The organism is Streptomyces omiyaensis, from assembly GCF_014650895.1.
Taxonomy (GTDB): Bacteria; Actinomycetota; Actinomycetes; order Streptomycetales; family Streptomycetaceae; genus Streptomyces; species Streptomyces omiyaensis.
Map to the genome: position 1 here is coordinate 325592 of NZ_BMVV01000004.1, position 24267 is coordinate 349858.

Annotated in this window: 26 protein-coding genes and 3 pseudogenes; 16 read left to right on the plus strand and 13 right to left on the minus strand. The window is 70.5% G+C overall.

The genetic code is table 11. The features are described from left to right. The first annotated feature begins 62 nt into the window (after positions 1–62). On the plus strand, positions 63–473 hold the full coding sequence (locus IE287_RS09595) for an ATP-binding protein (protein WP_189848495.1): 411 nt from the start codon (positions 63–65) through the stop codon (positions 471–473). A gap of 149 nt (positions 474–622) precedes the next feature. Here IE287_RS09595 and IE287_RS09600 read toward each other — a convergent pair whose 3' ends face one another. Next, positions 623–862, minus strand: a complete 240-nt coding sequence (locus IE287_RS09600) for a chaplin (protein ID WP_189848496.1) — start codon at positions 860–862, stop codon at positions 623–625. Positions 863–1162: 300 nt separating this feature from the next. Here IE287_RS09600 and sigK point away from each other — a divergent pair, with 300 nt between their 5' ends. The 10 genes from sigK to IE287_RS09650 all read left to right on the plus strand — a co-directional run bounded on the left by sigK (position 1163) and on the right by IE287_RS09650 (position 9932). Further along, positions 1163–1828, plus strand: a complete 666-nt coding sequence (gene sigK / locus IE287_RS09605; protein WP_189848497.1) for an ECF RNA polymerase sigma factor SigK — start codon at positions 1163–1165, stop codon at positions 1826–1828. Continuing rightward, a complete protein-coding gene (locus IE287_RS09610) occupies positions 1825–2574 on the plus strand; it encodes an anti-sigma factor (RefSeq protein ID WP_189848498.1) in 750 nt (249 codons plus the stop codon). The genes sigK and IE287_RS09610 overlap by 4 nt, the downstream gene beginning before the upstream one ends. Before the next feature lie 37 nt (positions 2575–2611). Beyond that, the gene (locus tag IE287_RS09615) at positions 2612–3094 is read left to right on the plus strand and encodes a peroxiredoxin (protein ID WP_189848499.1); all 483 of its coding nucleotides are present in this window, start codon (positions 2612–2614) and stop codon (positions 3092–3094) included. A gap of 132 nt (positions 3095–3226) precedes the next feature. Beyond that, positions 3227–4486, plus strand: coding sequence for an NAD(P)/FAD-dependent oxidoreductase (locus IE287_RS09620; protein ID WP_373307821.1), 1260 nt, complete (start codon positions 3227–3229; stop codon positions 4484–4486). After that, positions 4483–5277 carry a DUF1365 domain-containing protein gene (locus tag IE287_RS09625; protein WP_229883370.1) on the plus strand — a complete coding sequence of 265 codons (795 nt, stop codon included), beginning with the start codon at positions 4483–4485 and terminating at the stop codon, positions 5275–5277. Before IE287_RS09620 ends, IE287_RS09625 begins: the two co-directional genes overlap by 4 nt. Beyond that, positions 5274–6614 (plus strand): class I SAM-dependent methyltransferase, encoded by a 1341-nt coding sequence (locus IE287_RS09630; protein WP_189848502.1) that lies wholly within the window; start codon positions 5274–5276, stop codon positions 6612–6614. The genes IE287_RS09625 and IE287_RS09630 overlap by 4 nt, the downstream gene beginning before the upstream one ends. Beyond that, positions 6611–7897, plus strand: coding sequence for a class I SAM-dependent methyltransferase (locus tag IE287_RS09635; RefSeq protein ID WP_189848503.1), 1287 nt, complete (start codon positions 6611–6613; stop codon positions 7895–7897). Before IE287_RS09630 ends, IE287_RS09635 begins: the two co-directional genes overlap by 4 nt. Next, complete coding sequence (locus tag IE287_RS09640; protein ID WP_189848504.1) at positions 7894–8724, plus strand: DUF1295 domain-containing protein; 831 nt, start codon at positions 7894–7896, stop codon at positions 8722–8724. Before IE287_RS09635 ends, IE287_RS09640 begins: the two co-directional genes overlap by 4 nt. Beyond that, a complete protein-coding gene (locus IE287_RS09645; protein ID WP_189848505.1) occupies positions 8721–9449 on the plus strand; it encodes an alpha/beta fold hydrolase in 729 nt (242 codons plus the stop codon). Before IE287_RS09640 ends, IE287_RS09645 begins: the two co-directional genes overlap by 4 nt. 90 nt (positions 9450–9539) lie before the next feature. After that, a complete protein-coding gene (locus tag IE287_RS09650; protein ID WP_189848506.1) occupies positions 9540–9932 on the plus strand; it encodes a DoxX family protein in 393 nt (130 codons plus the stop codon). Here IE287_RS09650 and IE287_RS09655 read toward each other — a convergent pair. From IE287_RS09655 to IE287_RS09665, 3 genes and pseudogenes are all read right to left on the minus strand, one after another. Next, the gene (locus IE287_RS09655) at positions 9904–10335 is read right to left on the minus strand and encodes a hypothetical protein (RefSeq protein WP_189848507.1); all 432 of its coding nucleotides are present in this window, start codon (positions 10333–10335) and stop codon (positions 9904–9906) included. The two genes, IE287_RS09650 and IE287_RS09655, sit on opposite strands and share 29 nt — an antisense overlap. Before the next feature lie 38 nt (positions 10336–10373). Beyond that, on the minus strand, positions 10374–10769 hold the full coding sequence (locus IE287_RS09660; protein WP_189848508.1) for a cupredoxin domain-containing protein: 396 nt from the start codon (positions 10767–10769) through the stop codon (positions 10374–10376). A 228-nt stretch (positions 10770–10997) separates the two neighbouring features. Beyond that, positions 10998–11666: pseudogene (locus IE287_RS09665) on the minus strand (hypothetical protein); the annotation flags it as partial. A 268-nt stretch (positions 11667–11934) separates the two neighbouring features. Here IE287_RS09665 and IE287_RS09670 point away from each other — a divergent pair. Continuing rightward, the gene (locus IE287_RS09670) at positions 11935–12579 is read left to right on the plus strand and encodes a carbonic anhydrase (RefSeq protein WP_189848510.1); all 645 of its coding nucleotides are present in this window, start codon (positions 11935–11937) and stop codon (positions 12577–12579) included. An 84-nt stretch (positions 12580–12663) separates the two neighbouring features. Here IE287_RS09670 and IE287_RS09675 read toward each other — a convergent pair whose 3' ends face one another. Together IE287_RS09675 and hydA are read right to left on the minus strand one after the other, a co-directional pair. Beyond that, the gene (locus tag IE287_RS09675; protein WP_189848511.1) at positions 12664–13677 is read right to left on the minus strand and encodes a TIGR03842 family LLM class F420-dependent oxidoreductase; all 1014 of its coding nucleotides are present in this window, start codon (positions 13675–13677) and stop codon (positions 12664–12666) included. Positions 13678–13688: 11 nt separating this feature from the next. Continuing rightward, positions 13689–15080, minus strand: coding sequence for a dihydropyrimidinase (gene hydA, locus IE287_RS09680; RefSeq protein WP_189848512.1), 1392 nt, complete (start codon positions 15078–15080; stop codon positions 13689–13691). Positions 15081–15513: 433 nt separating this feature from the next. Here hydA and IE287_RS38435 point away from each other — a divergent pair, with 433 nt between their 5' ends. Further along, complete coding sequence (locus IE287_RS38435) at positions 15514–15744, plus strand: hypothetical protein (protein WP_229883371.1); 231 nt, start codon at positions 15514–15516, stop codon at positions 15742–15744. 2 nt (positions 15745–15746) lie between these two features. Here IE287_RS38435 and IE287_RS09690 read toward each other — a convergent pair. Continuing rightward, positions 15747–15866 (minus strand): annotated as a pseudogene (locus tag IE287_RS09690) (IS5/IS1182 family transposase); the annotation flags it as partial. A 16-nt stretch (positions 15867–15882) separates the two neighbouring features. Further along, a protein-coding gene (locus IE287_RS09695) for an IS5 family transposase (RefSeq protein ID WP_189848652.1) occupies positions 15883–16682 on the minus strand; the annotation gives its coding sequence in 2 pieces (ribosomal slippage) (positions 15883–16334 and positions 16334–16682; 801 coding nt in all). 88 nt (positions 16683–16770) lie between these two features. Here IE287_RS09695 and IE287_RS09700 point away from each other — a divergent pair. Together IE287_RS09700 and IE287_RS09705 are read left to right on the plus strand one after the other, a co-directional pair. Next, a complete protein-coding gene (locus tag IE287_RS09700; protein ID WP_189848514.1) occupies positions 16771–17403 on the plus strand; it encodes a hypothetical protein in 633 nt (210 codons plus the stop codon). 193 nt (positions 17404–17596) lie between these two features. Beyond that, positions 17597–18283: a hypothetical protein gene (locus IE287_RS09705; protein ID WP_229883372.1), complete on the plus strand. Its 687-nt coding sequence runs from the start codon at positions 17597–17599 to the stop codon at positions 18281–18283. A gap of 59 nt (positions 18284–18342) precedes the next feature. Here the strand turns inward: IE287_RS09705 and IE287_RS09710 are convergent, their stop codons facing one another. The 5 genes and pseudogenes from IE287_RS09710 to IE287_RS09730 form a co-directional block, all read right to left on the minus strand. After that, positions 18343–18930, minus strand: coding sequence for a DUF4253 domain-containing protein (locus tag IE287_RS09710; RefSeq protein WP_189848515.1), 588 nt, complete (start codon positions 18928–18930; stop codon positions 18343–18345). A gap of 559 nt (positions 18931–19489) precedes the next feature. Continuing rightward, positions 19490–20127: pseudogene (locus tag IE287_RS09715) on the minus strand (transposase family protein); the annotation flags it as partial. Positions 20128–20334: 207 nt separating this feature from the next. Then, a complete protein-coding gene (locus IE287_RS09720) occupies positions 20335–21561 on the minus strand; it encodes an MAB_1171c family putative transporter (RefSeq protein ID WP_189848516.1) in 1227 nt (408 codons plus the stop codon). Next, positions 21555–22076, minus strand: coding sequence for a hypothetical protein (locus IE287_RS09725; protein WP_189848517.1), 522 nt, complete (start codon positions 22074–22076; stop codon positions 21555–21557). The genes IE287_RS09720 and IE287_RS09725 overlap by 7 nt, the downstream gene beginning before the upstream one ends. After that, positions 22077–22613: a hypothetical protein gene (locus IE287_RS09730; RefSeq protein ID WP_189848518.1), complete on the minus strand. Its 537-nt coding sequence runs from the start codon at positions 22611–22613 to the stop codon at positions 22077–22079. Positions 22614–23204: 591 nt separating this feature from the next. Here IE287_RS09730 and IE287_RS09735 point away from each other — a divergent pair. Beyond that, positions 23205–24233 carry a ParB/RepB/Spo0J family partition protein gene (locus tag IE287_RS09735; RefSeq protein WP_189848519.1) on the plus strand — a complete coding sequence of 343 codons (1029 nt, stop codon included), beginning with the start codon at positions 23205–23207 and terminating at the stop codon, positions 24231–24233. The last annotated feature ends 34 nt before the right edge of the window (positions 24234–24267 follow it).

Sequence of the window (24267 nt, forward strand, 5' to 3'; positions counted from 1 at the left end):
GGATCACCGCCTTGCCCTTCACCCGGTCTACGGTCACGGAACGCTCACCGCAATGAACGATCATGGACACCGCCATCGCGACCTGCGGGCACCCAGGCACGCTGCACGTCCCGCTGCCCCCTGGCGGACAGGCAGCACGCCAGGCCCGTCAGGCTGCGGCACGGCTCCTGGCGCAGCAGGCAAGCTCCTGCCCGCGCGAGATCGCCGAGGATCTCGTGCTGATCGTCTCGGAGCTGGTCGGCAACGCGGTGCTGCACGCGGCCGGACCCTACGCGCTCACACTCAGCCTGGAGCCGGGACGGGCGGGTATCGCCGTCAGCGACGGCACGGCAGACCTGTCAGGCCGTCACCGCGACGCGCAGCGGGAGGAACCGGGAGGCCGGGGGCTGAAGATCATCCAAGCGCTGGGGGCGGACGTCTTCGTCAGTCCCGCCAGCCGAGGCAAGCAGGTCATCGCGGTCCTCACCTGGTAGCCCAGGCGGAAAGGACGTGGTGCCGCGGGCGGCTGTGCCGACAGCCGCCCGCAGCTGACCCGGCCGGAGCACACTGCCTTCCGGGCGGATCACCGGTCCGCGCGACCCCGTCTTGTCGGCGGCGGACCGGGGCTCTTCGCGGTGCTCGATCAGGCGTTGACGCAGGTGTTGCCGAAGGACGGGTTCAGCAGCCCGATCACGCTGACGGTGTTACCGCAGGCGTTGACCGGGATGTGGATGGGAACCTGGATGAGGTTGCCCGAGCCGACCCCCGGCGAGTAAGCGGCCACACCCTGGGCACCGGCATCTGCCGATGCCATCGACGCGCCGCCGACGACCACCGCGCCGGCCGCCAGGGCCACCGCCAGACCGTGCCGTACACGAACCATGTGAACTACCTCCCAAGAGGGTGCCTCGGCCGTGCAGCTCACACGGCCGGTGTGGGGAGCAGAAGAACAGCGCCCTGCTCTCCTCACGACCGGTCTTCGCCGCGGCGCACTCTCCGGCTTGGCCGCTGCGCCCGGCTCCCCTCGAACGGGTTACACAAAGGCGGCGCGGCTGACGAACTGCCCACCCATCCACACGCCCGTCCGCTACGAAGAACCGACGACACCCCCCAAAGGTTCAGACGACCGGACCGTCACCGGACAGTCCGATCCGACCGAGCGACGGCAAAGGACCGGCATGCGATGGACGCCCCGCCCCCCGACGGCCTCACCAGGCCTCCGCTGCGCCTGTTCCCCACGGCCGGAGCAGCACAGGTGAACCAACCGATCCCCTTCGGCACGCGCGGCCCCGCCGACCACGCCGGCACCGACCTCTCCGACGTCATGCACCAGGTCGCGCAGGGTGACAAACGCGCCTTCTCCGTCCTGTACGACGCCCTCGCGCCGCTGGTCTTCGGCATCGTCGTCAAAGTCGTGCGCGACCGGGCCCAGTCCGAGGAAGTCGCCCAGGAAGTCATGATCGACCTGTGGCGGCAGGCCGCCCGCTACCGGTCCGAGGCCGGCGCTGTGACAGCGTGGGCGGCGACGATCGCCCACCGCCGGGCCGTGGACCGCGTCCGCTCCGCCCAGGCCGCGGCCGACCGCGAGCACGCCCAGGCCGCCCGCGAGCACACCACCGCCTTCGACGAGGTCACCGAACAGGTCGAGACCCGCCTGGAGTCCGAGCAGGTCCGTCGCTGCCTGCGCGGCCTGACCGAACTGCAACGGCAGGCGGTGACCCTGGCCTACTACCGGGGGCTGACCTACCGTGAAGTCGCCGAAGCCCTGCGCACGCCTCTTCCGACCATCAAGACACGCATGCGCGACGGGCTCATCCGGCTCCGCGACTGCATGGGGGTGACCACATGAAACACCACGCCACCGATGCCCACACCCTGGTTGCTGCCTACGCGCTGGGCGCACTCGACGACGCCGAGCGCAAGGACTTCGACGCTCACCTGCGGGCGTGTGAGGCCTGCCGGCAGGAAGCCGCCGAGTTCCAGGCGACCACGGCACGCCTGGCGGCGGCGGTCGCCCAGCCACCGCCCGCCGCGGCCAAGGCCCAGGTCATGGCCGCCATCGACGAGGTGCGCCAGCTACCCCCGCGCATCCCCGCGCCGAGCGCGGCGCCCGTACTCGGCGGGATCCTGCGCCGACGGGCCGTGCCTCTGGCGCTCGCTGCCAGTGTGGCCGCGGCCGCTCTGGGCGGCGTCGCGATCAGGCAGACGCAGAACGGACAGGACCTCGAACAGCAGGCCCGGCAGGCCCAGCAGCAGCTCGACGCGGTCAGCGCCGTCCTGGCGGCCCCGGACGCGCGTACCGTCCACGGCAAGACCGCCAACGGAGCGCTGACCACCGTGGTCTCCTCCGAGCAGCAGAACAAGGCCGCCTTCACCGCCGCCAACCTGCCCGCACCCGGTTCCGGCAAGACCTACCAGCTGTGGCTCGACCACGACGGCACGATGCGCCCGGCCGGACTGATCGACCACGACGGCACCGTCCTCCTGACTGGCAACCCCGCCGACGCGGGCGCCGTCGGCCTCACCCTCGAACCCGCCGGAGGCTCCCCCCAGCCCACCACCGACCCCTTGCTCCTGATGACCCTGCCCGCCTGACCAGACGCTTGCACCGAGCAACGAATCGAGGTCCCTCATGGCCCCCACCCCGAAAATCGGGGACATCGTCGGTGACTTCCGCCTGCCCGGCGGGCACCTGGACGGCGAAACCTTCCACCGCCGCGACTACACGCTGTGCGAGCAGCGTGGCAAGCCACTTGTCCTCGCCTTCTACCCCGGCGACGACACCACGGTATGCACCGCGCAGCTGTGCGCGTACTCCGACGGCCTGCCCGAACTCCAGTCCGCCGGGGCCACCGTATGGGGCATCAGCCCGCAAGGGGTCGACAGTCATGAGATGTTCGCCCGAAGCCGCACGCTGCGCATGCCTCTGCTGTCCGACGAGGCACGAACGGTGGCAAAGTCCTTCGGGATCAGCGCACCCCTGATCGGACTGCGCCGCTCGGTGTTCATCATCAACGGCCACGGCCGCCTGCACTGGAAGCACGTCACCGCCGTAGGAGCCACCTACCCGCCCGCGGTCACGCTACGCACTCAGCTCGCTGGACTCACCGGCTGAACCGGCACGTCTCCACGTCCGGACCCTCCACCCCGCCACCACACATCACGCCCAATCCGATGGCCCGACTGCTGCGAAGTACGGGTGAAACGCAGCAGCCGGGCGGCGTGTCGAGTGGCAGGAGCAATCGTGGTGACAGACCGGAAAGTGGCGGTCGTGGGCGCGGGAGTGGCGGGCCTGACCGCCGCCTATGTCCTGGCGTGCTCGTACGAGGTGACCCTGTACGAGGCGGACGGGCGGCTCGGCGGCCATGCCCACACCCGCGAGCTACCCGGCCCGGCAGGGCGGGCGCTCGCCGTGGACTCAGGCTTCATCGTCCACAATGAACGCACCTACCCCACCCTGCTCCGTCTGTTCCGGGAGCTGGAGATCGGCACGCAGGACGCCGAGATGAGCATGTCGGTGCGGTGCGACGGGTGTGGTCTCGAATACGCGGGCGCCCGGGGCGCGGCCGGACTGTTCGCCTCGCGGGCCGCGCTGCGGGGCAGCTATCTCCGGCTTTTGACGGAGGTACCGCTCTTCCACCGCGCCGCCCGGCGCCTGCTGGCGCGCGGGGCCCCCGCGGGCGTCACCTTCGGGGACTTCCTGCACGACGGCGGGTACTCCCCCTATTTCGTCAGCCACTTCGCCCTGCCGCTCGTGTCCGCCGTATGGTCCTGCCCCGCCCGGACCGCGCTGTCGTACCCGGCCGCATACCTGTTCGCCTTCCTGGAGCACCACGGGCTGCTGTCGGTCACCGGATCCCCGCAGTGGAAGACCGTCACCGGAGGCTCGTCCGCCTACGTCACGGCTGCCGCCAAACGAGTCCATCGTGTCCGCACCTCCAGCCCGGTCGAGGCCATCGGGCGCACCGGCCGCGGCGCTCTCGTCACCGCCGGCGACGGCGACACCGAGGCGTACGACGCCGTCGTCATCGCGACGCACCCGGACCAGGCGCTCCGCCTGCTCGCGGACCCCACCGGCGACGAACGGCGGCTCCTGGGCGCCTTCCGCTACTCCCGCAATCCCACGGTGCTGCACACCGACGACTCCCTCCTGCCCCGCTCCCCCAGGACCCGCGCGAGCTGGAACTACCGCATGGCTAGCTGCGAGCCCTCCACCGCCCCCGTCCGCGTCAGCTACGACATGGAGCGCCTCCAGCGCCTGCCAGCGGGCTCCGGCTACGTCGTCACACTGGGCGGTGACGACGGCATCGCCACGGACCGCGTGGTCGAGCGAATGGTCTATGAACACCCGGTCTACACGCCCGCCTCGGTCGCGGCGCAGCGCGAGCTGGCCCTCCTGAACACCGGTGTGACGGCGTACGCCGGAGCATGGCACGGCTGGGGGTTCCACGAGGACGGCTGCCGCTCCGGCGTCGAGGCCGCCCGCTCCCTGGGGGTGAGCTGGTGACCCGTACCTCAGGCGACCTCATATCCACGGGCTCCGTGGGCACGGACTCCGCGGCGCTGTACGACTGCGTGATCACACACGTCCGCCGCACACCCCTGCGCCACACGGTGCGGCACCGTACGTACCTGTGGTGCGTGGACGTCGACCGGCTGCCAGTGCTACCCCGGCCGCTGCGCCCGCTCGCCCGCTTCGACGCCCGCGACCACTTCACCGGCACCGCCGGGTCGATCCGCGCCGGGCTCGACGCCTTCCTCGCCGCCCAGGGCGTCGACCTGAGGGGCGGGCGGGTGGTGATGCTGGCGCACGCTCGGGTGTTCGGGTTCGTCTTCAACCCGCTGAGCGTGTTCTGGTGCCACAACGCCTCCGGCGCCCTGATGTGCGTCGTCGCGGAGGTCCACAACACCTACGGGCAGCGCCACTGCTACCTGCTCCGGACGGAGGGGGCGGGCGAGGCCAGCAGGACGGGCGAGGTTGTGGTGAACAAGTCGTTCTACGTCTCGCCGTTCTTCGCGGTCGAGGGCCGCTATCGGATGCGGTTGCCGCTGCCCGGCGAGCGCCTCGGCCTGACCGTCCATCTGGAGCACGGCGGCGGCCGTGCGTTCACCGCCGTCGTCCGGGGCGTCCGCCGCCCCGCGAGCGTGCGCGCCCTGCTGTCGGCGGCCGTGCGCAGACCCTGGTCCACCGCCGCTGTCTGGGCGGGCATCCGCCTCCACGGCGTCCGTCTGCTGCTGCGCGGACTGCCCGTCCACCCCCGTCCCGCTTCCCCACCGCAGAAAGGCATGCTGCCGTGACCCGCCCCGCCCTCACCTCCCAGGCTCGCTCCCAGCCCGCGAGCCGCACCGCCTGGCCCCCTCACCACATGGTCCAGGGCAGCGGGACCGCGGCCGCCGCGCCGGCCGTCCGCCGCGCGGACGTCGACGCCCGCCGGTGGCCGGACGTGGCCCGGGTGCCGTCGGCCGGTCCCGCGCGAACCACCCTCGCCCGGTACGTGGTAGGGCGCGCCCTGGACCGGCTGGGCCTGACCGGGCACCCCGTCGGCGTCCGCCCGTCGGCCGGCGGAGCGCGGCTGGTCCTCCACGACCCGAACGCCTTCTACCGCCGGATCGGCCGCCACGGGCTGATCGGCTTCGGCGAGTCCTACCTGGCCGGCGAGTGGGACAGCGACGACCTGGCCGGCGTCCTGACCATCCTCGCCGGCAACGTCGACGAGCTGGTCCCCGCGCCGCTGCGCCGGCTCCGCGGCCTGTGGGTGTCCGCCCGCCCCGCCGCCGACCAGAACACCCGCAACGGGGCCCGGAACAACATCCGCCGCCACTACGACCTGTCCAACGACCTCTTCGCCACCTTCCTCGACCCCACCCTCACCTACTCCTCCGCCATTTTCAGCGCCTTTCCCGCCCGCTTCGAGTCCCTCGCCGCCGCCCAGCACCGCAAGATCGACCGGCTCCTGGACCTCGCCGGCGTCAGCGAGGGCACCCGGCTGCTGGAGATCGGCACCGGCTGGGGCGAACTCGCCCTGCGAGCCGCCGCCCGCGGCGCCCGGGTCACCACCCTGACCCTCTCCGCCGAGCAGGCCGCGCTGGCCCGCGAGCGGATCGCGGCATCCGGGCTCACCGAGCGGGTGGACGTCCAGCTGCGCGACTACCGCGACATCGAGGGACACTACGACTCCGTGATCAGCGTGGAGATGATCGAAGCGGTCGGCGCCGACTACTGGCCCTCCTACTTCACCGCCCTGCGCCGCGCGCTCGCGCCCGGCGGCAGGATCGCCCTGCAGGCCATCACCATGGGCCACCAGCGGATGCTGCACACCGCCGCCACCCACACCTTCATCAGCAAATACGTCTTCCCCGGCGGCCTCATCCCCTCCCGAGAAGCCATCGCCGAACACTCCGCCGCCGCCGGCCTGCACACGCTCGCCGACAACGGCTACGGCGAGCACTACGCCGAGACGCTCCGCCTGTGGCGCGAACGGTTCACGGCCCACCTCCCCGCCGTCACCGAGCTCGGCTTCGACCCGGTCTTCGCGCGTATGTGGGAGTTCTACCTCGCCTACTCGGAAGCCGGATTCCGTTCCCGCTACCTCGACGTCCGCCAGCTCCTCCTCAGCGAAGGAACCCACCGATGAGGCCCGTCGCCGACCGAATCGCCCAGCTCCTCGGCCACTTCGTCCCCGGTCCGCTCCCCGTGCGCATCCGCGCCTGGGACGGCAGCCAGACGGGGCCCGCCGACACGCCTCTGGTGGTCCTCCGCTCGCCCGACGCCCTGCGGCGGCTGCTGTGGCAGCCGGGCGAGCTCGGCCTGGCCGAGGCGTACATCACCGGAGACCTCGACATCGAAGGCGACCTGGCCGACGCCCTCTCCCAGGCCGGGCGGAGCGTCCGCGATCGGCCGGGGACCCGCCCCGGGGCGGCGGGCATGGCCGCAGCCACCGCCCTCGCCGTACGCCTAGGTGCCGTCGGACCGCCCCCGAAGCGCCCCGACGGACGAGCCCGGCTGACCGGCGGTCTTCACAGCGTCTCGCGGGACCGCGCGGGAATCAGCCACCACTACGACCTCTCCAACGACTTCTACGCCCTCCTCCTCGACGAGACGATGGCGTATTCCTGCGCCTACTGGACCCGGCCCGACCACCCTGCCTACACCCTGGCCGACGCCCAGCGCGACAAACTCGACCTGATCTGCCGCAAGCTCGGGCTGAACCCTGGGGACCGGCTGCTTGACGTCGGCTGCGGCTGGGGCTCCCTCACCGTCCACGCAGCCCGCACGTACAAGGCCCGTGTCACCGCGGTCACCCTGTCCCGCGCCCAGCACGAGTACGTCACCGAACGCGCCGCGCGCGAGGGAGTGGCCGACCTCGTGGACGTTCAGCTGCGGCACTGGCGCGACATCGACGGCGGCGGCTACGACGCCGCGACCGCCGTCGAGATGGGCGAACACGTCGGCGACGCCGAGTACCCCGCCTTCGCTTCCAAGCTGCACGACGCGCTGCGCCCCGAGGGCCGCCTCCTGATCCAGCAGATGTCCCGCGGCTCCCGCGCACCCGGCGGCGGCGCCTTCATCGAGACGTACATCGCCCCCGACATGCACATGCGCCCCGTCGGCCGCACCGTGGACCTGCTCGAGGAAACGGGCCTGGAGACGCGCTCCGTGGAAGCCCTCCGCGAGCACTACACGAGGACCATCGACGCCTGGCGCGCCACCCTCGAACAGCGCTGGAACGACGTCGAGGCCCTCGTCGGAACGACGACCGCCCGGGTGTGGCGCCTCTACCTCGCCGGCGCGTCGCTCGCCTTCTCCGAACGCCGCATGGGCGTCGACCAGATCCTCGCCGTGCGGCCCGCCCGCGAAGGGGCGTCCGGCATGCCGGCGACCCCCGCCGACTGGTACATCCCGGTGAGCCCGGCGTGAGCGGCACCGCTTGGGGCGCCCTCGGCGTCAACCTCGCCGTCTGCGCGGGCACAGCGGCGGCGGTGCTCCTCACCACCTTCGCCGTCGCCGTGCGCCGCGGACTGCACCGCATCGTCGACATCGCCTGGGGCCTCGCCTTCGCCGCCGTAGCCGCGGTCTCCTGGCTACTCTCCGACGGTCACGGCGACGACGGCCGACGCCTGCTCGTCGCCGCGGCGACCGCCCTGTGGGGGCTGCGGCTGGCCGCCCACATCGCCCACCGGTCCCGCGGCCACGGCGAGGATCCCCGCTACACCGCCCTGCTCGACAAGGCCCGCGGAAACCGGACCCTCTACGCGCTGCGCACCGTCTACCTCGGCCAGGCGGCCCTCGTCTGGCTGATCTCCCTGCCCGTCCAGGCCGCCTCCTACAGCTCCGCGCCCCTGGACGCCCTGGCGTACTGCGGGCTCGCGCTGTGGGCGACCGGGCTCGTCTTCGAGGCCGTCGGCGACCACCAGCTGGCCCGCTTCAAGGCGAACCCCGCCAACCGGGGACGGATCATGGACCAGGGCCTGTGGTCCTGGACCCGGCACCCCAACTACTTCGGCGACAGCCTCATCTGGTGGGGCCTGTACCTCCTCGCCTGCACCGCCTGGCAGCCGGCCCTCGCCGTCCTCGTCTCCCCGGTCCTGATGACCCTGCTGCTCACCATCGGCAGCGGCAAGCGTCTCCTGGAGAAGCACATGGCCCACCGCCCCGGTTACGCCGCGTACACGGCGCGCACCAGCGGCTTCCTCCCCCTGCCACCCCGGAAAACCGCTCGCGGCACGCCGGAGAAGACGACATGAGCGAAGCCGAGCGAAGCAGCGCCTTCCATGCGCTGCACGTGCCCGAGCCCCGGTTTCCGCACGCGGCCGGTGCGGTGCTGCTGCTGCACGGCGGACGCGCCGACTCCCTCGCACCCCCCTCTGCCCTCAACCTGCCCGACCTGCGCATGAGAGCTTTCGCCCGGACACTCGGGCAAGACCCCCGCCACGCCGACATCCTCATCGGATACGTCCGCTACCGGGTACGGGGCTGGAACGCAGAACGCGCCGATCCCGTCCACGACACACGCCACGCCCTGGCCGAGCTCGCGGACCTGGCCGGCCCTGTTCCCGTGGTTCTGCTCGGGCACTCGATGGGAGCCCGGGCCGCGCTGCGCGCCGCCGACGATCCGCACGTCCGCGGCGTCGTCGCCCTCGCACCGTGGTGCCCTCCTGGTGAGCCGGTCACCCACCTCGCCCACCGCACCGTCATCGCCCTCCACGACCCAGCCGACCCGACCACGTCCGCCGCGGGCACGTGGGCCTACCTGCGCCGCGCTGAGGCAGCCGGGGCCCGTGTCCGAGGCGTCCGCATGCCCGGCGGCCGCCACACCATGATCAGGCGCTCGAACCTCTGGCACACGCTCGCCGCCGACAGCACAGCCGAAGTCCTCGGCTTGGGACCCCCACCCCACATCTCGACCCCGGAGACGGTCTGGAGTGCCGGCCCGCTGGACGCCGCCCTGTTCAGCCCCGGCCCTCGGTGAGTGAGCATCACGCCCTCCGCCCGCTCCGCCCCAACCCCGATGGGTACGCTCGGATGCCCGCTCCCGCCCGTCCCTGACCGAAGGAACCCCATGTCTCCTGCACGTTCCGCGTTTCTGCTCGCCGGCCTGATGGCCTCGGCAGGCGTTGCTCACTTCGTCGCGCCCAAGCAGTTCGACTCCATCGTGCCGCGTTCCCTGCCCGGCAGCCCCCGGACCTGGACCAAGGCCAGCGGCGTGGCCGAACTGGCCTTGGCCGCCGGTCTCGCGCTGCCGGCGACCCGAAGGGCGAGCGCCCGGGCCACCGCCCTGTTCTTCGCCGGGGTGTTCCCGGCGAACGTCAAGATGGCCTACGACTGGCGCCACCGCTCGACGAGCGCGAGAGCCGTCGCCTACGCCAGGCTTCCCCTCCAGGTCCCGCTGATTCTCTGGGCCCGCCACGTCGGGACGCATGACGTCAGGCGTGCCGACGGCGCCGACGGGTGAGGAGGAGCGTGGCTGCGAGAAGTGCCAGCACTTGGGCGATGACGACGAGGTTCTTATCGGTGAACCAGAGCGGCTCGTACATGTTGGGCAGGGGGCCGAGTTCGCCGACATCGACGTACCGGTAGAGCAGGAGCGCGGCCAGTCCACCGGCCGCGACGGTCCAGGCGAAGGCTTCTGCCAGCAGGCGGCGCCAGACGAGGACCAACAGCGCCGCGAGTGCGGCGACGGCGGCTTCGATTCTGAACAGGGTTCCCTGGCTGACGGTGGCGCTGACGGCGTCGTAGCGGTCGGCGAGGTACACGTGGAGGTAGGCGTCGGCTGCAAGACCGGCTGCGGCCAGGAGACGGGCGACGCCGCGCAGTCTGCGGTGTGGAGTGTCCGGGCCAGTGAGATCGTTGGGCATGGGGCTGCTCCGGCGTGAGCCGCGCGTGGCCTGTGCGGTCAGCGCACGGTGAGGGTGCCCATCATGGACGGATGGATGCCGCAGAGGTAGCGGTAGGCGCCGGCAGTCGACGGTGCGGTGAACATGGCTGTCCGGCCGCCTTCAATGGTGCTGGTGTCGAAGGCGCTGGGGGCTTCGGCCGTCACGGTGTGGGGCGCGGAGTCCTCGTTTACCACGGAGACCTTGGCTCCTGGTGAGACCGTGAGGTCGGCCGGCTCGAAGCGGAAGTCCTCGATGACGATGCGTTCTTCGCTGACCGATGTGGTGGACGGCGTGGAGGGCGACGGGGAGGTGGGTGCGCTGCCGCCGGAGCAGCCGGCGAGGGCGATAAGCATGCACAGCACGGCGATCGCTACAACTGCTTGCAGCCTGCGGAAGCGGGGAGGAATAGGCATGAGGTCCTCCTGGGTGCGCTGGGCGGAATACCCGGCTGTCGCGGAGCCAGATGGTGCGACAGGGGGCTTCCCGGGGTCCGGCGGTGCACCAAGTAGGTGGGGCTGACGTCCTGCGGAGGGGGTGACGGCCTCGGCGTCGAGGAGGTCGCAGAGGCCGTCGGGAGGGCGGAACGGCTGCAGCCCATGGGACTCTGGGCGTCACCCTTTCGCCGAGGGTCAGTACTTGCCCATGGAGCTGCCGCTATGGCCCTCGATAACGCCGCAGCTCGCGGGGGCGGTGGCTTCCTGGGGAAGCTTGGGGTCGAGTTCGCTCTTGCCCTTGCCGAAGTCGTACTTGCCGTTGCCGTTGGGGTCGATCCCGTGCTGGACGATGTGCAGGTAGGTGATGTTGTCGGCGACGGCCTGGGAAACGGTGATCGTGCGCGAGTAGGACAGGTTGCCGTTCTTGTCCGCGACCGGCATCCGGTCGACGGCAAGACCGCTGGCCTTGGTGGTGTCGCCCTTGGTGGTCAAGGAGATGTTGATGTCTCCGTAAGCGGGCAGGCCCTCGGCAGTGGTGACGATGCCGTCGCCGTTCTTGTCGGCGCTGGCATCGGGGCAGGTGAAGTCGTGCCCAGTGGTGGACCCGTGGATGTGCTGAGCGTGCGGCTGACCCGGAACCAGGCCCTGGGCTTCGATCTTCACCGTGAGCTGGCGGCCCTGCAGGGTGAGCTGCGCGGTGCCGCTGGCACCCGAGTCGTTCAGCTGCCGCAGGTCGACCTGGTAGCTCCGGCCGTGCTGCGTCTGCTGGCCCGCGTCGTTCGTGTCATGAGCCAGAGCCGGGGCCGCCACGGCGAGCGTGAGGGCAGCGGGCAGCGCCATGAGGGTGGTGAGGCGGGTGGAGCGCTTGACTGTCATCGCGATGCATCCCCTTCCGGGGAGGGTTCACCGGCATGAGACCGGATCGCGTTCGGACGTTGGTCCCTTTCACCCTCTATTCGGGGCGCCCCAGAAGGAGGATTGCTCGCTACTCGCGCCACTCTTCGTGCGTGAGCGCAAAGAGTGGTGACCGACCCCCGGTGCCACTCCGCCGCGGGCGCCTGCCCCGCCCGGCCTCGTGCGGAGCGCACCGGAGGGCACCGGGGTGGCCGGTGCGAGGGCTGGTCTCCCCTCGTAGGCTGCCGCCATGACCGAGAAGACCCTGACGCCCACGCCCCGTGACGCTTTCGACCTGCTTATGTCCGGTAACCAGCGCTTCGTCTCCGGCGCCTCCGAGCATCCGAACCAAGACGCCGCCCGCCGCACCGAGACCGCACCGTCCCAGAAGCCTTTCGCGGTGCTGTTCGGTTGCTCCGACTCCCGGCTGGCCGCCGAGATCATCTTCGACCGCGGTCTGGGTGACCTGTTCGTGGTCCGCACCGCCGGACACGTCGCCGGCACCGAAGTGCTCGGAAGTCTCGAGTTCGGCGTCGCGGTCCTCAACGCGCCGCTGGTCGTCGTCCTGGGCCACGACTCGTGCGGCGCCGTCGCCGCGGCCTGCTCCGCCCTGGAGAACGGAAAGATGCCGGGCGGCTTCGTCCGCGACGTGGTCGAGCGGGTGACTCCCAGTGTGCTGACCGCCCGCGCCGCCGGACGTGAGAGTGCCGAGGAAATCCTGGCCGAGCACATCGAGCACACGGTGGACCTGCTGCTGGAGCGCTCCCGCGTCCTGGCCGACGCGGTGGCCGCCGGCCGAACCGCCGTGGTGGGCCTGTCCTACCGGCTAGCCGACGGCAGCGCCCAACTGGTTGCCGCCCGCGGCCTCGACGCCCTGGTTCCCGCCGCGTCCTGACCCCTCCGTGGAACGGACCGAGCGCGCGCAGACATGGGTCGGCACAACGTCGTGCCGGCCGTACGGAGGTTCGGCGGCCCCGCGTCAGTTGATCGCGGGGATGATGTCGGTGCCGTAGGCGTCGATGGTGCCCTCGCGGTGGTCGTGCATGTCGTAGACGGCGAACTGGTCGACGCCGAGGTCCTTGAGATGGCGGAGCTTGTCGATGTGGGCCTCGGCGGGGCCGAGGAGGCAGAAGCGGTCGACGATCTCGTCGGGGACGAACGCGATGTCGGGGTTGTCGGCACGGCCGTGGTGGGAGTAGTCGTACCCCTGACGGTCCTTAATGTACGCCGTCAGTTCCTCGGGGACCATCGAGGAGTGCTCGCCGTACTTGGCGACCAGGTCGGCGACATGGTTGCCGACCATTCCGCCGAACCACCGGCACTGGTCCCGGGCGTGGGCCAGGGCCTCGGGCGAGTCGTCGGCCGTCACGTACGCGGGGGCGGCGACGCAGATGGTGAGGGCGTCGGGGTCGCGCCCGGCGTCGACGGCGGCCTGCCGGACGGCCTTGACCATCCACTCGGTGAGGAAGGGGTCGGCGAGCTGGAGGATGAAGCCGTCGGCCTTCTGCCCGGCCAGCGCGAGCGCCTTCGGGCCGTAGGCCGCCATCCACACCGGGAGCTTGCCGTTCTCGATCCAGGGGATGCGGATCGGGTTGCCGTCGACCTCGGCCTCGCGGCCCTCGGCGAGGTCGCGGATGACCTCGATGGCCTCGCCGAGGCGGGCGAGGGTGTTGGGCCTGCGGCCGGCGACGCGCATGGCGGAGTCGCCGCGGCCGATGCCGCAGACGGTCCGGTTGCCGTACATGTCGTTGAGGGTGGCGAAGGTGGAGGCGGTGACCTCCCAGGTGCGGGTGCCGGGGTTGGTGACCATGGGGCCGACGCGCAGCTTGGTGGTGTTGGCCAGGATCTGGCTGTAGATGACGAAGGGCTCCTGCCACAGCACGGCGGAGTCGAAGGTCCAGCCGTAGCGGAAGCCGTTGCGTTCGGCACGCTTCATCAGGCCGACGACCTGCGAGGCGGGCGGGTCGGTCTGCAGGACGAGTCCGAAGTCCAAGGGGCGGCCTCCTAGTTCAGGTGCTGACAGGTGGAGCGGGGGACGAAGGCGCCGTGACCGGCGCGTCCGACGTACGTGCGCTGGTCGATGACCGGTTCGCCGCGCGAGAGGACCGTCTCGACCCGGCCGGTGACCGTCCTCCCCTCGTACGCCGAGTAGTCGACGTTCATGTGGTGGGTCTCGGCGGAGAGGGTCTGGGTGGCGTGCGGGTCGTAGAGGACGATGTCGGCGTCGGCGCCGGGCGCGATGGTGCCCCTCTGCGGGTAGAGGCCGAACATCCTCGCCGGGGTGGCGCAGGCGATCTCGATCCAGCGCCGCCGCGAGAGGTGCCCGTCGACGACGGCCTGGTGGAGGAGGTCCATGCGGTTCTCCACGCCCGGCAGGCCGTTGGGGATCTTCGAGAAGTCCCCGCGCCCCAGCTCCTTCTGGCCCGTGAAGCAGAACGGACAGTGGTCCGTCGACACCACCTGGAGGTCGTTCGTCCGCAGCCCCCGCCACAGCGCCGCCTGGTGCTCCTTCGGGCGCAGCGGCGTCGAGCACACGTACTTGGCGCCCTCGAAGTCCGGCTCCGCCAGGTTGTCCGTCGACAGGAACAGGTACTGCGGGCAGGTCTCGCCGAAGACCGGCAGGCCCTTGTCCCGGGCCGCGGCCAGCTCGGCGACCGCCTCCTGGGCCGAGACGTGGACGACGTACAGCGGGGAGCCGGCGACCCGGGCGAGCTGGATCGCGCGGTGGGTGGCCTCCGCCTCCAGGAGGGCCTTGCGGACCTCGCCGTGGTACCGGGGGTCGGTCTCGCCGCGGGCCAGGGCCTGCTCCACCAGGACGTCGATCGCGATGCCGTTCTCCGCGTGCATCATGATCAGCCCGCCGGTGTCGGCCGCGACCTGCATGGCCCGCAGGATCTGCCCGTCATCCGAATAGAAGACACCCGGATACGCCATAAACAATTTGAACGAGGAAACGCCGATCTCGACCAGCTTCGGCATCTCCCGCAGCGTCGACTCGTTCACGTCCGACATGATCATGTGGAACGCGTAGTCGACCGCGCAGTTCCCGTCCGCCTTTGCCATCCAGGCATCCAGACCGGCCCGAAGCGGCTCGCCCTTCGCCTGCACCGCGAAATCGACGATCGTCGTCGTCCCACCCCACGCCGCCGCCCGCGTCCCCGTCTCGAACGTGTCCGACGCGAACGTGCCACCGAACGGCAACTCCATATGCGTATGCGCGTCCACCCCACCCGGGATCACATACTTCTGCGACGCGTCGATCACCCGGTCCGCCGTCCATTCCTGCGTCCCCGGCGCCGCCAGCGCCACCACCCGGCCATGCTCGATCAGCACATCCGCGTGCACCTCGTCCGCGGCCGTGATCACAAGACCACCGGTAATCAGAGTCCGAGTCATTCCCCAGCCATCCCTTCACCCCCGCCGAACAGGCCACCACCGGCACGGGCCGAGGCCACGCCCCGGCCCACCGGCCCCCTCACGCCGCCACCTCGCACGGCACACGGCCTACTCCGCCAGAAAACCCCTGGTCACGCGACCGAACGAAACCCTTGAATACTCCAGGAACCCTCAAGAGTCATGGTGTTGAGCGGCATGGGGGTTAAATGCGTCGCGGTGACACGTTGAGCCCACTCCAACTTCGGGCAGTGCTGGTCAGATCCGCGCGATGGGCATCTGATAGACCCTGGCTATGACATTCGCGGCGGTGGGCGAGGGTGGTGCGGGCGGATGGCACGTCGATCGGGGTGCGCTCACCGCGGTGATCTGTGCTCGGTGGACTGAAGCCGAGATCGCTTCGTCGGCCCGTAGGGCCGTGCGCAGTCTCATATGGATGCTCGATACAGAGAACGGCCTGGGTGAGGCTTATCTGCACGAGGCCGGTACCTGCCTGTACATGTACGTGTGGGAGGAGGACGCGATCTGGTTGGCGATCGCCTTCCGCAGACTGACACCCATGCACCTTGACCTGGTGTTTTGTAATGAAGGCTATACCTTCGACGTGCGCGTGCCAGCCGGGACCACCGAGGCCGAACTGATGGCCCTGGCGAGTGCTGCGGGCTGAGCTCAGCCCGCAGTGGCGAAGTGGAGGACCAGGACGGCCTTCACGGTGTCGGTGATACGGGTCGTGCTGCACCGGAGCTTCCGCAGCAGGCGCCACTGCTTCAGAGCAGCCATGGCCTGCTCGCCCTAAGAAGTCATCTCATTTGGTGAGTCTGCGGTAGCAGATAAGGGTGCAGGCGATGGCGGTGAAGGCCAGGAAGTGGTCGGCTTTGCGTTCGTAGCGTCGGTGGAGTCGTCGGCAGCCGGCGAGCCAGGCCATGGTGCGTTCGATGGTCCACCGATGTCGTCCGAGCCGCTGAGAGGATTCGATGCCTTTGCGGGCGATGCGGTGTCGGATGCCTCGGCCGGAGAGCCATTGGCGCAGGTGGCGGTAGTCGTAGCCCTTGTCGGCGTGGAGCTTGCCGGGCTTACGCCTGCGTCGGCCGCGGCGTGAGCGGATCGGGGGTATGCCCTTCACCAGCGGGATCAGGGCCTGGCTGTCGTGGAGGTTCGCCGCCGAGATTCCGACGGAGATGGGCAGACCGGTCCGCTCGGTGATGAGGTGGATCTTCGACCCGTACTTGCCCCGGTCGACAGGATTCGGACCCGTCAGCTCCCCCTTTTCATCGCCCGCATGTTGACCGAGTCGATCGCGCAGCGCGACCAGTCCAGCTCGCCCCGGGAACCGAGCTCGTCGAGGACCAGGCGGTGCAGCTTGGCCCAGACCCTGGCCTTCGACCACTCGGTGAACCGGCGGTGGGCCGTGGCCCCGGACGGCCCGAACGACGAGGCAGGCAGCTGTCGCCACGTACACCCGGAGGTCGCCACGAACACGATCGCGGCCAACACCTCCCGGTCACCATGCCGACGCCGGCCACCACCCTGAGGCCGCGAAGGAGCCTCCGGCACCACCCGCTGAAACAACTCCCACAACCCGTCCGGCACCAGACGCTCGACAATCCCCACCACGCCTCGCACCCTACCGACCCGTAGGAAGCGTGCCGTAAATGCGACGCCTTGCGATGACAGGCCGTGGCAGGATCACCGGATGTCCAACGATGTTGCCTATCCCGTCTTCCGTACCCCCGACCCTGCACTCGCCCTGCGTACCGCGCGCCGTCTCATGGAGTTCGGCCGCTGCGAGCATTCCGAGGTTTCCGCGTACGCGGAGCTTTCTTCCGTCGCCGAGGTGCGGCGGATGGCGAAGGCCATGTCCCAGGGACGGTTCTGCGGGGCATCTGAACCGGACGAATTCGAAGGGGTGCCGTTCGAGGACCAGCCTGCTCTCGTCGTCGGCGTCGAGGCGAGCGGCTTGCCGGCCGAGGAAGCCGCGTTCGAGGGACGGCTGCCGGTGGAGTGGGAGGTGTGGAACCTGCCGATCGGCAGTATCGAGGCGGATCTCACCGCGGCGATCGGTACGAACGTGGGCTTGATCAATTGGGATGCGCTGCAATGGCCGGCCGCTCCCGAGGCCGGATTCCACGGCGAGTCCAAGCACGCCGAAGTGACACTCCTCTTCAACACCTGCACCCGCGAGCTCGATGAACCCACCGATGACCACACCGTCCTCGTCCATGTACGCAGTGCCGTCTTCGACGGCCGCCAGACAAACGAGCCGTATGCCCACTGGCTCGCCGCGCAGGTGGGCCTCACGGTCATCGGGCCCGCGCAACGGTGTTGAAGGAGCCCGCCGACCCTCGGAAATAGCTCCCCCGATTCGTCCGGTACCAGCCGCTCGACGATCCCCGGCACGGCCTGCCGGCCACTCAGCCGCCGACGGCCCAAATAGGCCGGGCTGATCATCCGCTCAGCGCTATCGTCTGCGGACAAGAGCCTTACGCCCGGGGGGAAGTGTCTTGAGACAACGGATTCTCATGAGCGCCGCCGCCACGCTGCTGGTGACATCGGCTGGCTGTACGTCGGGGACGGAACAGCCGCGGGACTCCTCAAAGCCCGCAGCAGTGAAGTCCTCGGTCACGACACCCTCGGCGGTCACCCAGCGGCCGTACGACAAGATGCCGGCGCGGCCGCTGGGCCAGGCGGCGGTCAGCGGCCGTGATCATGCTTTCCTGCAGGAGGCGTTCGCGATCCAGATGCCGGCAGGACACAAGGTTCCACCGGCCGACGAGGTGGTCGTGATCCGTCGCCTGGATGCCAAGAACGGGGATCTGGCCTGGATGTCCGACGGGCGCACCTTCTGCTACGGCAAGATCCGGGAAGGATACAGCTCGCTCAGCTGCGGCCAGCTCCCTGAGGAGCCGCCGGCGCCCGGACTGCTCTTCACGATCTGGGGCGAGCCTGACCGGGTGACCAACGGGGAAAACAACGACGAGGTCCGCGTCGTGGGCTTCGTGATCGCCGAGGGCGGTCCGAAGCGTTTCGACCACGTCAAGCGCAGCAAGGGGACGGGGCCGGTGCATCAGGCGGTCGCGAGGTTTCCCTCCGGTCGCATGGTCACCTTCCTAACGATCGACCGTGCCTACGGGCCCATCGACCCCGAGGCGGAGATCTGCAGGAGCGACCGGAAGATCTGCTTCCCGTCCGAGGACCTGCCGCACTGACACGACGGCGGTGCGCGGCCGTCAGCCGCGCACCGCCCCACGAGGTCCTGCGCTCTGGTTCAGTCCCACCAGAGTGACCACATCGTCGAGCGGGCCATCGTGTCGCCGGTCTTCACCGCGTCGTCCACGGTGTCGTGGCAGTAGGCGCGCAGCTCCGCGGCGGCCTGCGCGGCGCCCCGCGGGTCCAGGGGCGGCCGGTCGACGACCAGCTCCAGGTAGGAGCCGTTGGCGAAGAAGAGCTCGGCGCCCCACTGCTCGTGCCAGCGGCGCAGGAGCGCGGAGGTGTCGAGGGGCGTCAGGCTGCGGTCGCCGTACCCGGCCCAGCCCCACGTCGTGTAGACACGCGGCAGAAGCACCGGAACCTCGTAGCCACCGCGCGCGGCCACGAAATTCACCCACCGCCAGTCCTTCTCGAAGAAGTCCCGGGTACCGGTCGCCCACTGCGACACTCCCTGCAGCGGCCGCTCCACGGCCGGTGCGAGTAGGGGTGCCAGCCGGTCGGGGTCGTAGTCGGACCGCCAGAGGTCGAAATCGTCGTCCACGTTGGCGACCTCCTCCACCGCCCACCGGCAGGCCGACACCACTATGGACGCCGCCTTCGCGTCGTGGTCCTGAGACGCGGCTTCGCCGACCCACCGCTCCAGCACGCCGGCATCCCACGCCGCATGATCGTGCCACTCCGTCGCATCACTCGGCGGGCTCAACGTGACGTACGGCCACCAACCGGTCCGGTCATGCCTGCCGCGCCACTCCTCCCACACCGTACGAGCCTGCTCTCGCGGCACGCGGACGCCCAGGACCTCGACACCCGCCGCGGTCACAGACCGCTCGGTCTCGGCGGCGGGAAAGGACATCCGCAAGCGGTGAAGGAGGTCATCGGAGGGAAGAAGCGGCGGGCGGAGGAACGATGTCATGAGATCAGGACCCTAGACGATCCCTGCAGGGCGAGCCCCTCCTTCGTCTCCGCCTCGTCGAAGCAGCAGCGATTCCAGCCGTACCGAGCCGCTCCGGGCCGGTGGCCCCCTGACGAAGGCAGCCATCGTCACCGCTGACGCATTTCACCTCCCCCTGAACCTGCCACCTTCCAACACTGCCTGCACGAGTCCAGGACACGTGTGCTCGCCCCCCTTCGCACGAGGCACAGGTTCGGGCCTCACGTTCCGTATCGCCAGGCTTCATGCTCATCACCAAATGAGATGACGTCTAAGCACGGATGCGCGCATGGGACAGATTGAAGGCTCGCTGACCCGCGGAAAGCTGCTCCCACCTGCCGCGGACAAGGGCAAGCGGACGGTCCCGCCGGCACCCTGCTAGCCCTTGTCCGCCCAGCAGGCCAAGCCCGCGTCGGTGAGGGTGTCGATGACGCCATGGGTGCGGGCGCCTTGATGTCGTGGACGGCGCCCGGCAAGGCCTGCGAGACCCACAGCAATCGGCCATGCGGATCAGCGATGACCTGCACATTCATGCCGTGCCTCTTGTGCCTCCCGCAGTAGAACGGGCGGTCGGCGGCAATCCGGTTGATCGGCAGCAACGTCCCGTCGAGGATCACGAACGCCTTGCGTGCCGCCGTCTTCACCGCGGCAGCCAGGTCCGGAGCGAGTCCGGCTAGAACGTCAACGGCCTCGGCGATGTACCGGTAGGCAGTGGTGGTGCCGACACCGAACCTGGCCGCGAGCTGGGCACAGGTGTGCCCGCACCGCAGATGGGCCAGCGCGAGCAGGGCGTGGCAGCTGGCACTCAAACGTCGCCAGCGGGTGCCGCGACGCCGGCGGGGGCCGCACCTGAGCTGATAGGAGGCGCAGGGCGGAGCTGGACACGTCGATCCCGGCCGGATAGACAAGCATGCGAAACCTTCGGTGGAGATGGTTCTCTTGGTCGAAAACCCATCTACCAGGGGCTTCACTGCACTGTCAGCCCAACTAGCTATCATCGGCAAGAGGTTGGGAAGGGCTCTCTCTGTATCGAGCCTCCAGTTGAGCTGCTCATGGTCTCTCGGTCCGTTCGGCGTGCGCCTCGAAGTGCCTGTGCGCCTGCCCAGCTGGGCGGGTTCCTCAGTCACCCCGGGCTGAGGCTGCCCCACGGCCTGATGGGGTGGGGGCGAAGGAACGGGCCGGGGGTGAGGTGTAGGCGCGGGCCAGGTCTATCAGGTGGGTCTTTTCGGCCGTGAGGGTCGTCGGGTGGTCCTGGCGGGTGAGGAGCAGGGGGGCGGCTCCGCGCGGAAACGATTCTGCTTCCATGGCGCAGCGCGAGACGCCCGCGAGTTTGGCCCGGCGGGCCTCCTTCATCACACAGGCCAGGACCGCCGCGTCGGCCTGGGCGGGGGTGAGACCGTGGCGCCGGACGTGGTCGCGAGCCAGCAGCGTGAGCCCCGTCGGCACGTAGTGGTCGAGCTCCAGCATGGCGTCCCGGATCTCGATGAGCTTGCGGTAGGCGAGCAGTCGCCGCGGGATCGGCGGCCAGAGGAGTTCGAGCAGTCTCGTGCGGCGCCCGGTCAGGACGACGTGGGGGACGGCGCCCACCAGGGCGTGCCAGAGGGGCCAGAGGCTCCACACCGTGCGGGCGTCGGTCACCGCTCGGACCAGCGCGACGACGGTCGGGACGAGGATGGCCGTCGCGCGCAGCACCGCGTGCAGGTTGATCATGAGCGGGAGGTACGGCCAGACCCACTCCACGTCGAGGACGAGCCGCAGCAGCCGTCCGGTCCAGAACAGCCCGGCGAACGCGGTGCCCGCGGCGAAGAGCCAGAGGGCCGCTGCCAGCAGCCGGTCGTCGGTGCGCAGCCCGTACCAGCAACAGACGATCAGACACACGGCGTTGGCCACCATGTGCGTCCCGATCAGCGTCAGCCAGTAGGCGAAGGACGGCGCCGGGCCGCCGGCCGCGATCACCGAGTGGGCGGGATGCGCCGGGGCGGTGAGGTCGAGGACCGTCAGGACGACCATCACCGTGCCGGTGGCGCCGAAGAGTCCGGCCCGTAATCGTCGGCTTCCGACGGGGGCCGAGACGAAGAACAGGACGGCGCCCGCCGAGACGACGCCGGTGAGGTTCCGCACCAGGTCGACGGCGTGGCCGGTGCCGGTCAGATCCCGTGCCGTCCCGGTGACGACGGGCAGGTCGAGGACCATCGCCACGCCCGCCGTGGCCACCGCCAGCCACAGCCCGCGCTGGTCGGCGGAGCGCAGCGACGGCGCCGCGCGCAGGAGCGCGGCGATACAGATGCAGAGGCAGCCGGGGTACGCGAGCCACGTGCCGAACCCGGTCAGATACGAGCTCAGCACCCCGGGTGCTCGACCCCGAGGGCCGCGCTCAGGCTGGCGAGCGGGCCGTCTGGTTCGCGGCGCGGCGGCTGGTCCGCCCCGGTGCGCAGGAGGCTCGCGAGCAGTTCGGCCTCGCGCTCCTGGAGGGTGGTGTAGTTGGTCCGCCCGAAGAGGCGTCCGATCAGCCTCGGATCGAGGTCCGGCAGGACCGCGCGCAGGGCCGCGTCCTCGGCCGGCCGGCCGGCCGCCAGGCGGTGGTCGAAGAGCATGTGACCGAACTCGTGGAGCACGATGTGTTCCTGGTGGAGCGCGGAGGTGTGCTGCTCGTAGAAGATGTGGTCGTCCGCGGCGGTCGCGAGCCAGACGCCGCAGGTGCCGGCGGACGCGGCTTCGAGCGGTAACGGGTGGAGGTACAGCGGCCGCCCCCGCTGCTCCGCGACGTGGTCGCGGAAGCTCGCGATGGAGAACGGCGCGGGGAGCCGCACCTTTTCGGCGAGCTTCCGGCAGCGCCGATGCAGGGTGAGGGATCGCAGCACCTACCGCTCCTCGTTCTCGGGTAACAGGGCGTCCTTCATCGCCTGGCCGTCGTCTCCGCGTCTGCTCCGGCGCCCCTGCCCGCCGCCCTGGGGTTCGACCTCGGGAAGGTTCTGCACCTTCCGCGTCTCGTTCACGATGGTCAGCAGGGAGTCGAGACTCGCGGGCGAGAGCCCCGAGGCACGCATCGCCAGACTGCGCACCTTGGCGTCCCTCAGGGCGGTGGCGAGCGCCAGCTGGGCCTGCACCCGCTGCGACACCTCCTCGTTGAGGAAGTACTCCGGGGGCACCCCGAAGAACTGGGCGAGGACGTCGAGCTGTTCGAGGGTGATGTTGCGCTTCTTGCCCGTGGCGAGTTCCCACAGGTACGTCCCCGAGATGGAGCCGCCGGTCGCCGCGCTGATCTCCCTGGCGAGGCGGGCGTATCCGGGCCGCTGCTGTTCGTCGGGGTAGACCGCGTGGATCAGTTCGGTGAGCCGCTGGTCGAACTTCCGCAGCAGCGGCCGTACTCCGTCGCCGTGCGCCGGTTCCCCCGTCATGCTAACCATCCCTCCCGAAGACCCCGCAGAGGGTTCGGACCATGTGTATCCCCCGTCCGCAGGAGCGGACAAGAAAGATTCAGGACACGTGTCGAGGCGGACGAGGTTGTCCACGTCAGCGGACATGTTGACGCCTGATCATGCGCTGGCTTAGCGTCACATTTCGGCTACGGTCGCCGACGAGGCGTCGCCCATCCCTCGAAAGGATCGCGAACGCATGGTGCAGCCGCGTGAGACGCAGGATCGGTGGGTGCACCGGTCGAGCGCCGACCGCCCACGGGTCGCCGTGGCCCCGCGGAGAGTCGGCTCCGCCGGCATCGCGGCCGACGCCGCCGTGCCCCGTACGGCTCCGTACCCACCCGTCGTGCACTGACCCGCCGCCTTCCCGGCCCGTTGCCCCGTGGCCCCGTTTTCCCGTTGCCCCCCACACCCTCACCCCCCACTCCTCACTTGTGATCCCCGCGCGCTCCCCGCGGTGGTTCCCCTCCCCCGCGCCGCCGCCTCGCCTTCCCGCGCCGCTCCGTCGCGCCCGCGCCGGCGGAGGCGCACGACCTTTTCAGCCATCGATGACGTGCGTTCCTGGAGGCATTGATGTCCACGATTTCGGACCTACGACAGGCGTCGACCTTCGACATCGACATCCACACCCTGCTGCCGGCCGACTCGCCGCGCTTCGCGCTCGACCAGGCGCACGTACGGGCGCTCGCGGAGAGCGAGACGGAGTTCCCCCCGATCCTGGTGCACCGGGCGACCCTGCGGGTCATCGACGGCATGCACCGGGTGCGGGCCGCGAAGCTGCGCAACATGGACACCATCGGCGCGCGCTGGTTCGAGGGCGACGAGCAGGCGGCCTTCCTGCTCGCCGTGGAGTCCAACACGCGGCACGGGCTCCCGCTCTCCAGCGACGAGCGGAAGCAGGCGGCGCTGCGGATATTACGTACCCACCCCCACTGGTCCGACCGCAGCATCGCCGAGCGGACCGGCTGGAGCGCCACCGGCGTTGGCGCCCTGCGCCGGGACATCGCCGACCCGGACGCGCGGCCGGAGGCGCGGGTGGGGCGGGACGGCCGGGTCCGCCCGTCCACCACGGCGGAGGGCCGCCGGGCGGCGGCCGAGGTCATCCGGCGGAATCCGGACGCCTCGCTGCGGGAGATCGCCCGGCAGGCCGGGATCTCCGTGGGCACCGCCCGCGACGTGCGCCACCGGCTGGCCGAGGGGCGGCCGGCGGTTCCCGATGGACGCCGTGCCGACGCTCCACTCGCCGATCCCGCCGCCGCGCCGCCCTCACCGGACGAGGACCGTACGGGCCGAGGGGGCGCGCCCGACCTCGCCCGCCGCATCACCCTCTTCGACGGGCTCCGCAACGACCCCTCGCTCCGGCTCAGCGAGAGCGGACGGCTGGTCCTGCAGCGCCTGCACGCGCAGCTGCGGACCACCGAGGAGTGGAAGCGCCTCGCCCCGACCATCCCCCTGCACGGCCGGAGCGCGGTGGCCGACATCCTGTCCGCCTGCGCGGACGACCTCAGGGGGACGGCCAGGGAACTGCGGTGCGTCGAGGACTCCCTGACCGACCACGCCGCGCCCGGAAGCGAGCGCCGGCCGGACGCGGGCCCCGCCTGATCCGAGGGACACGCCCCAGCGCCGGCCGGACGCA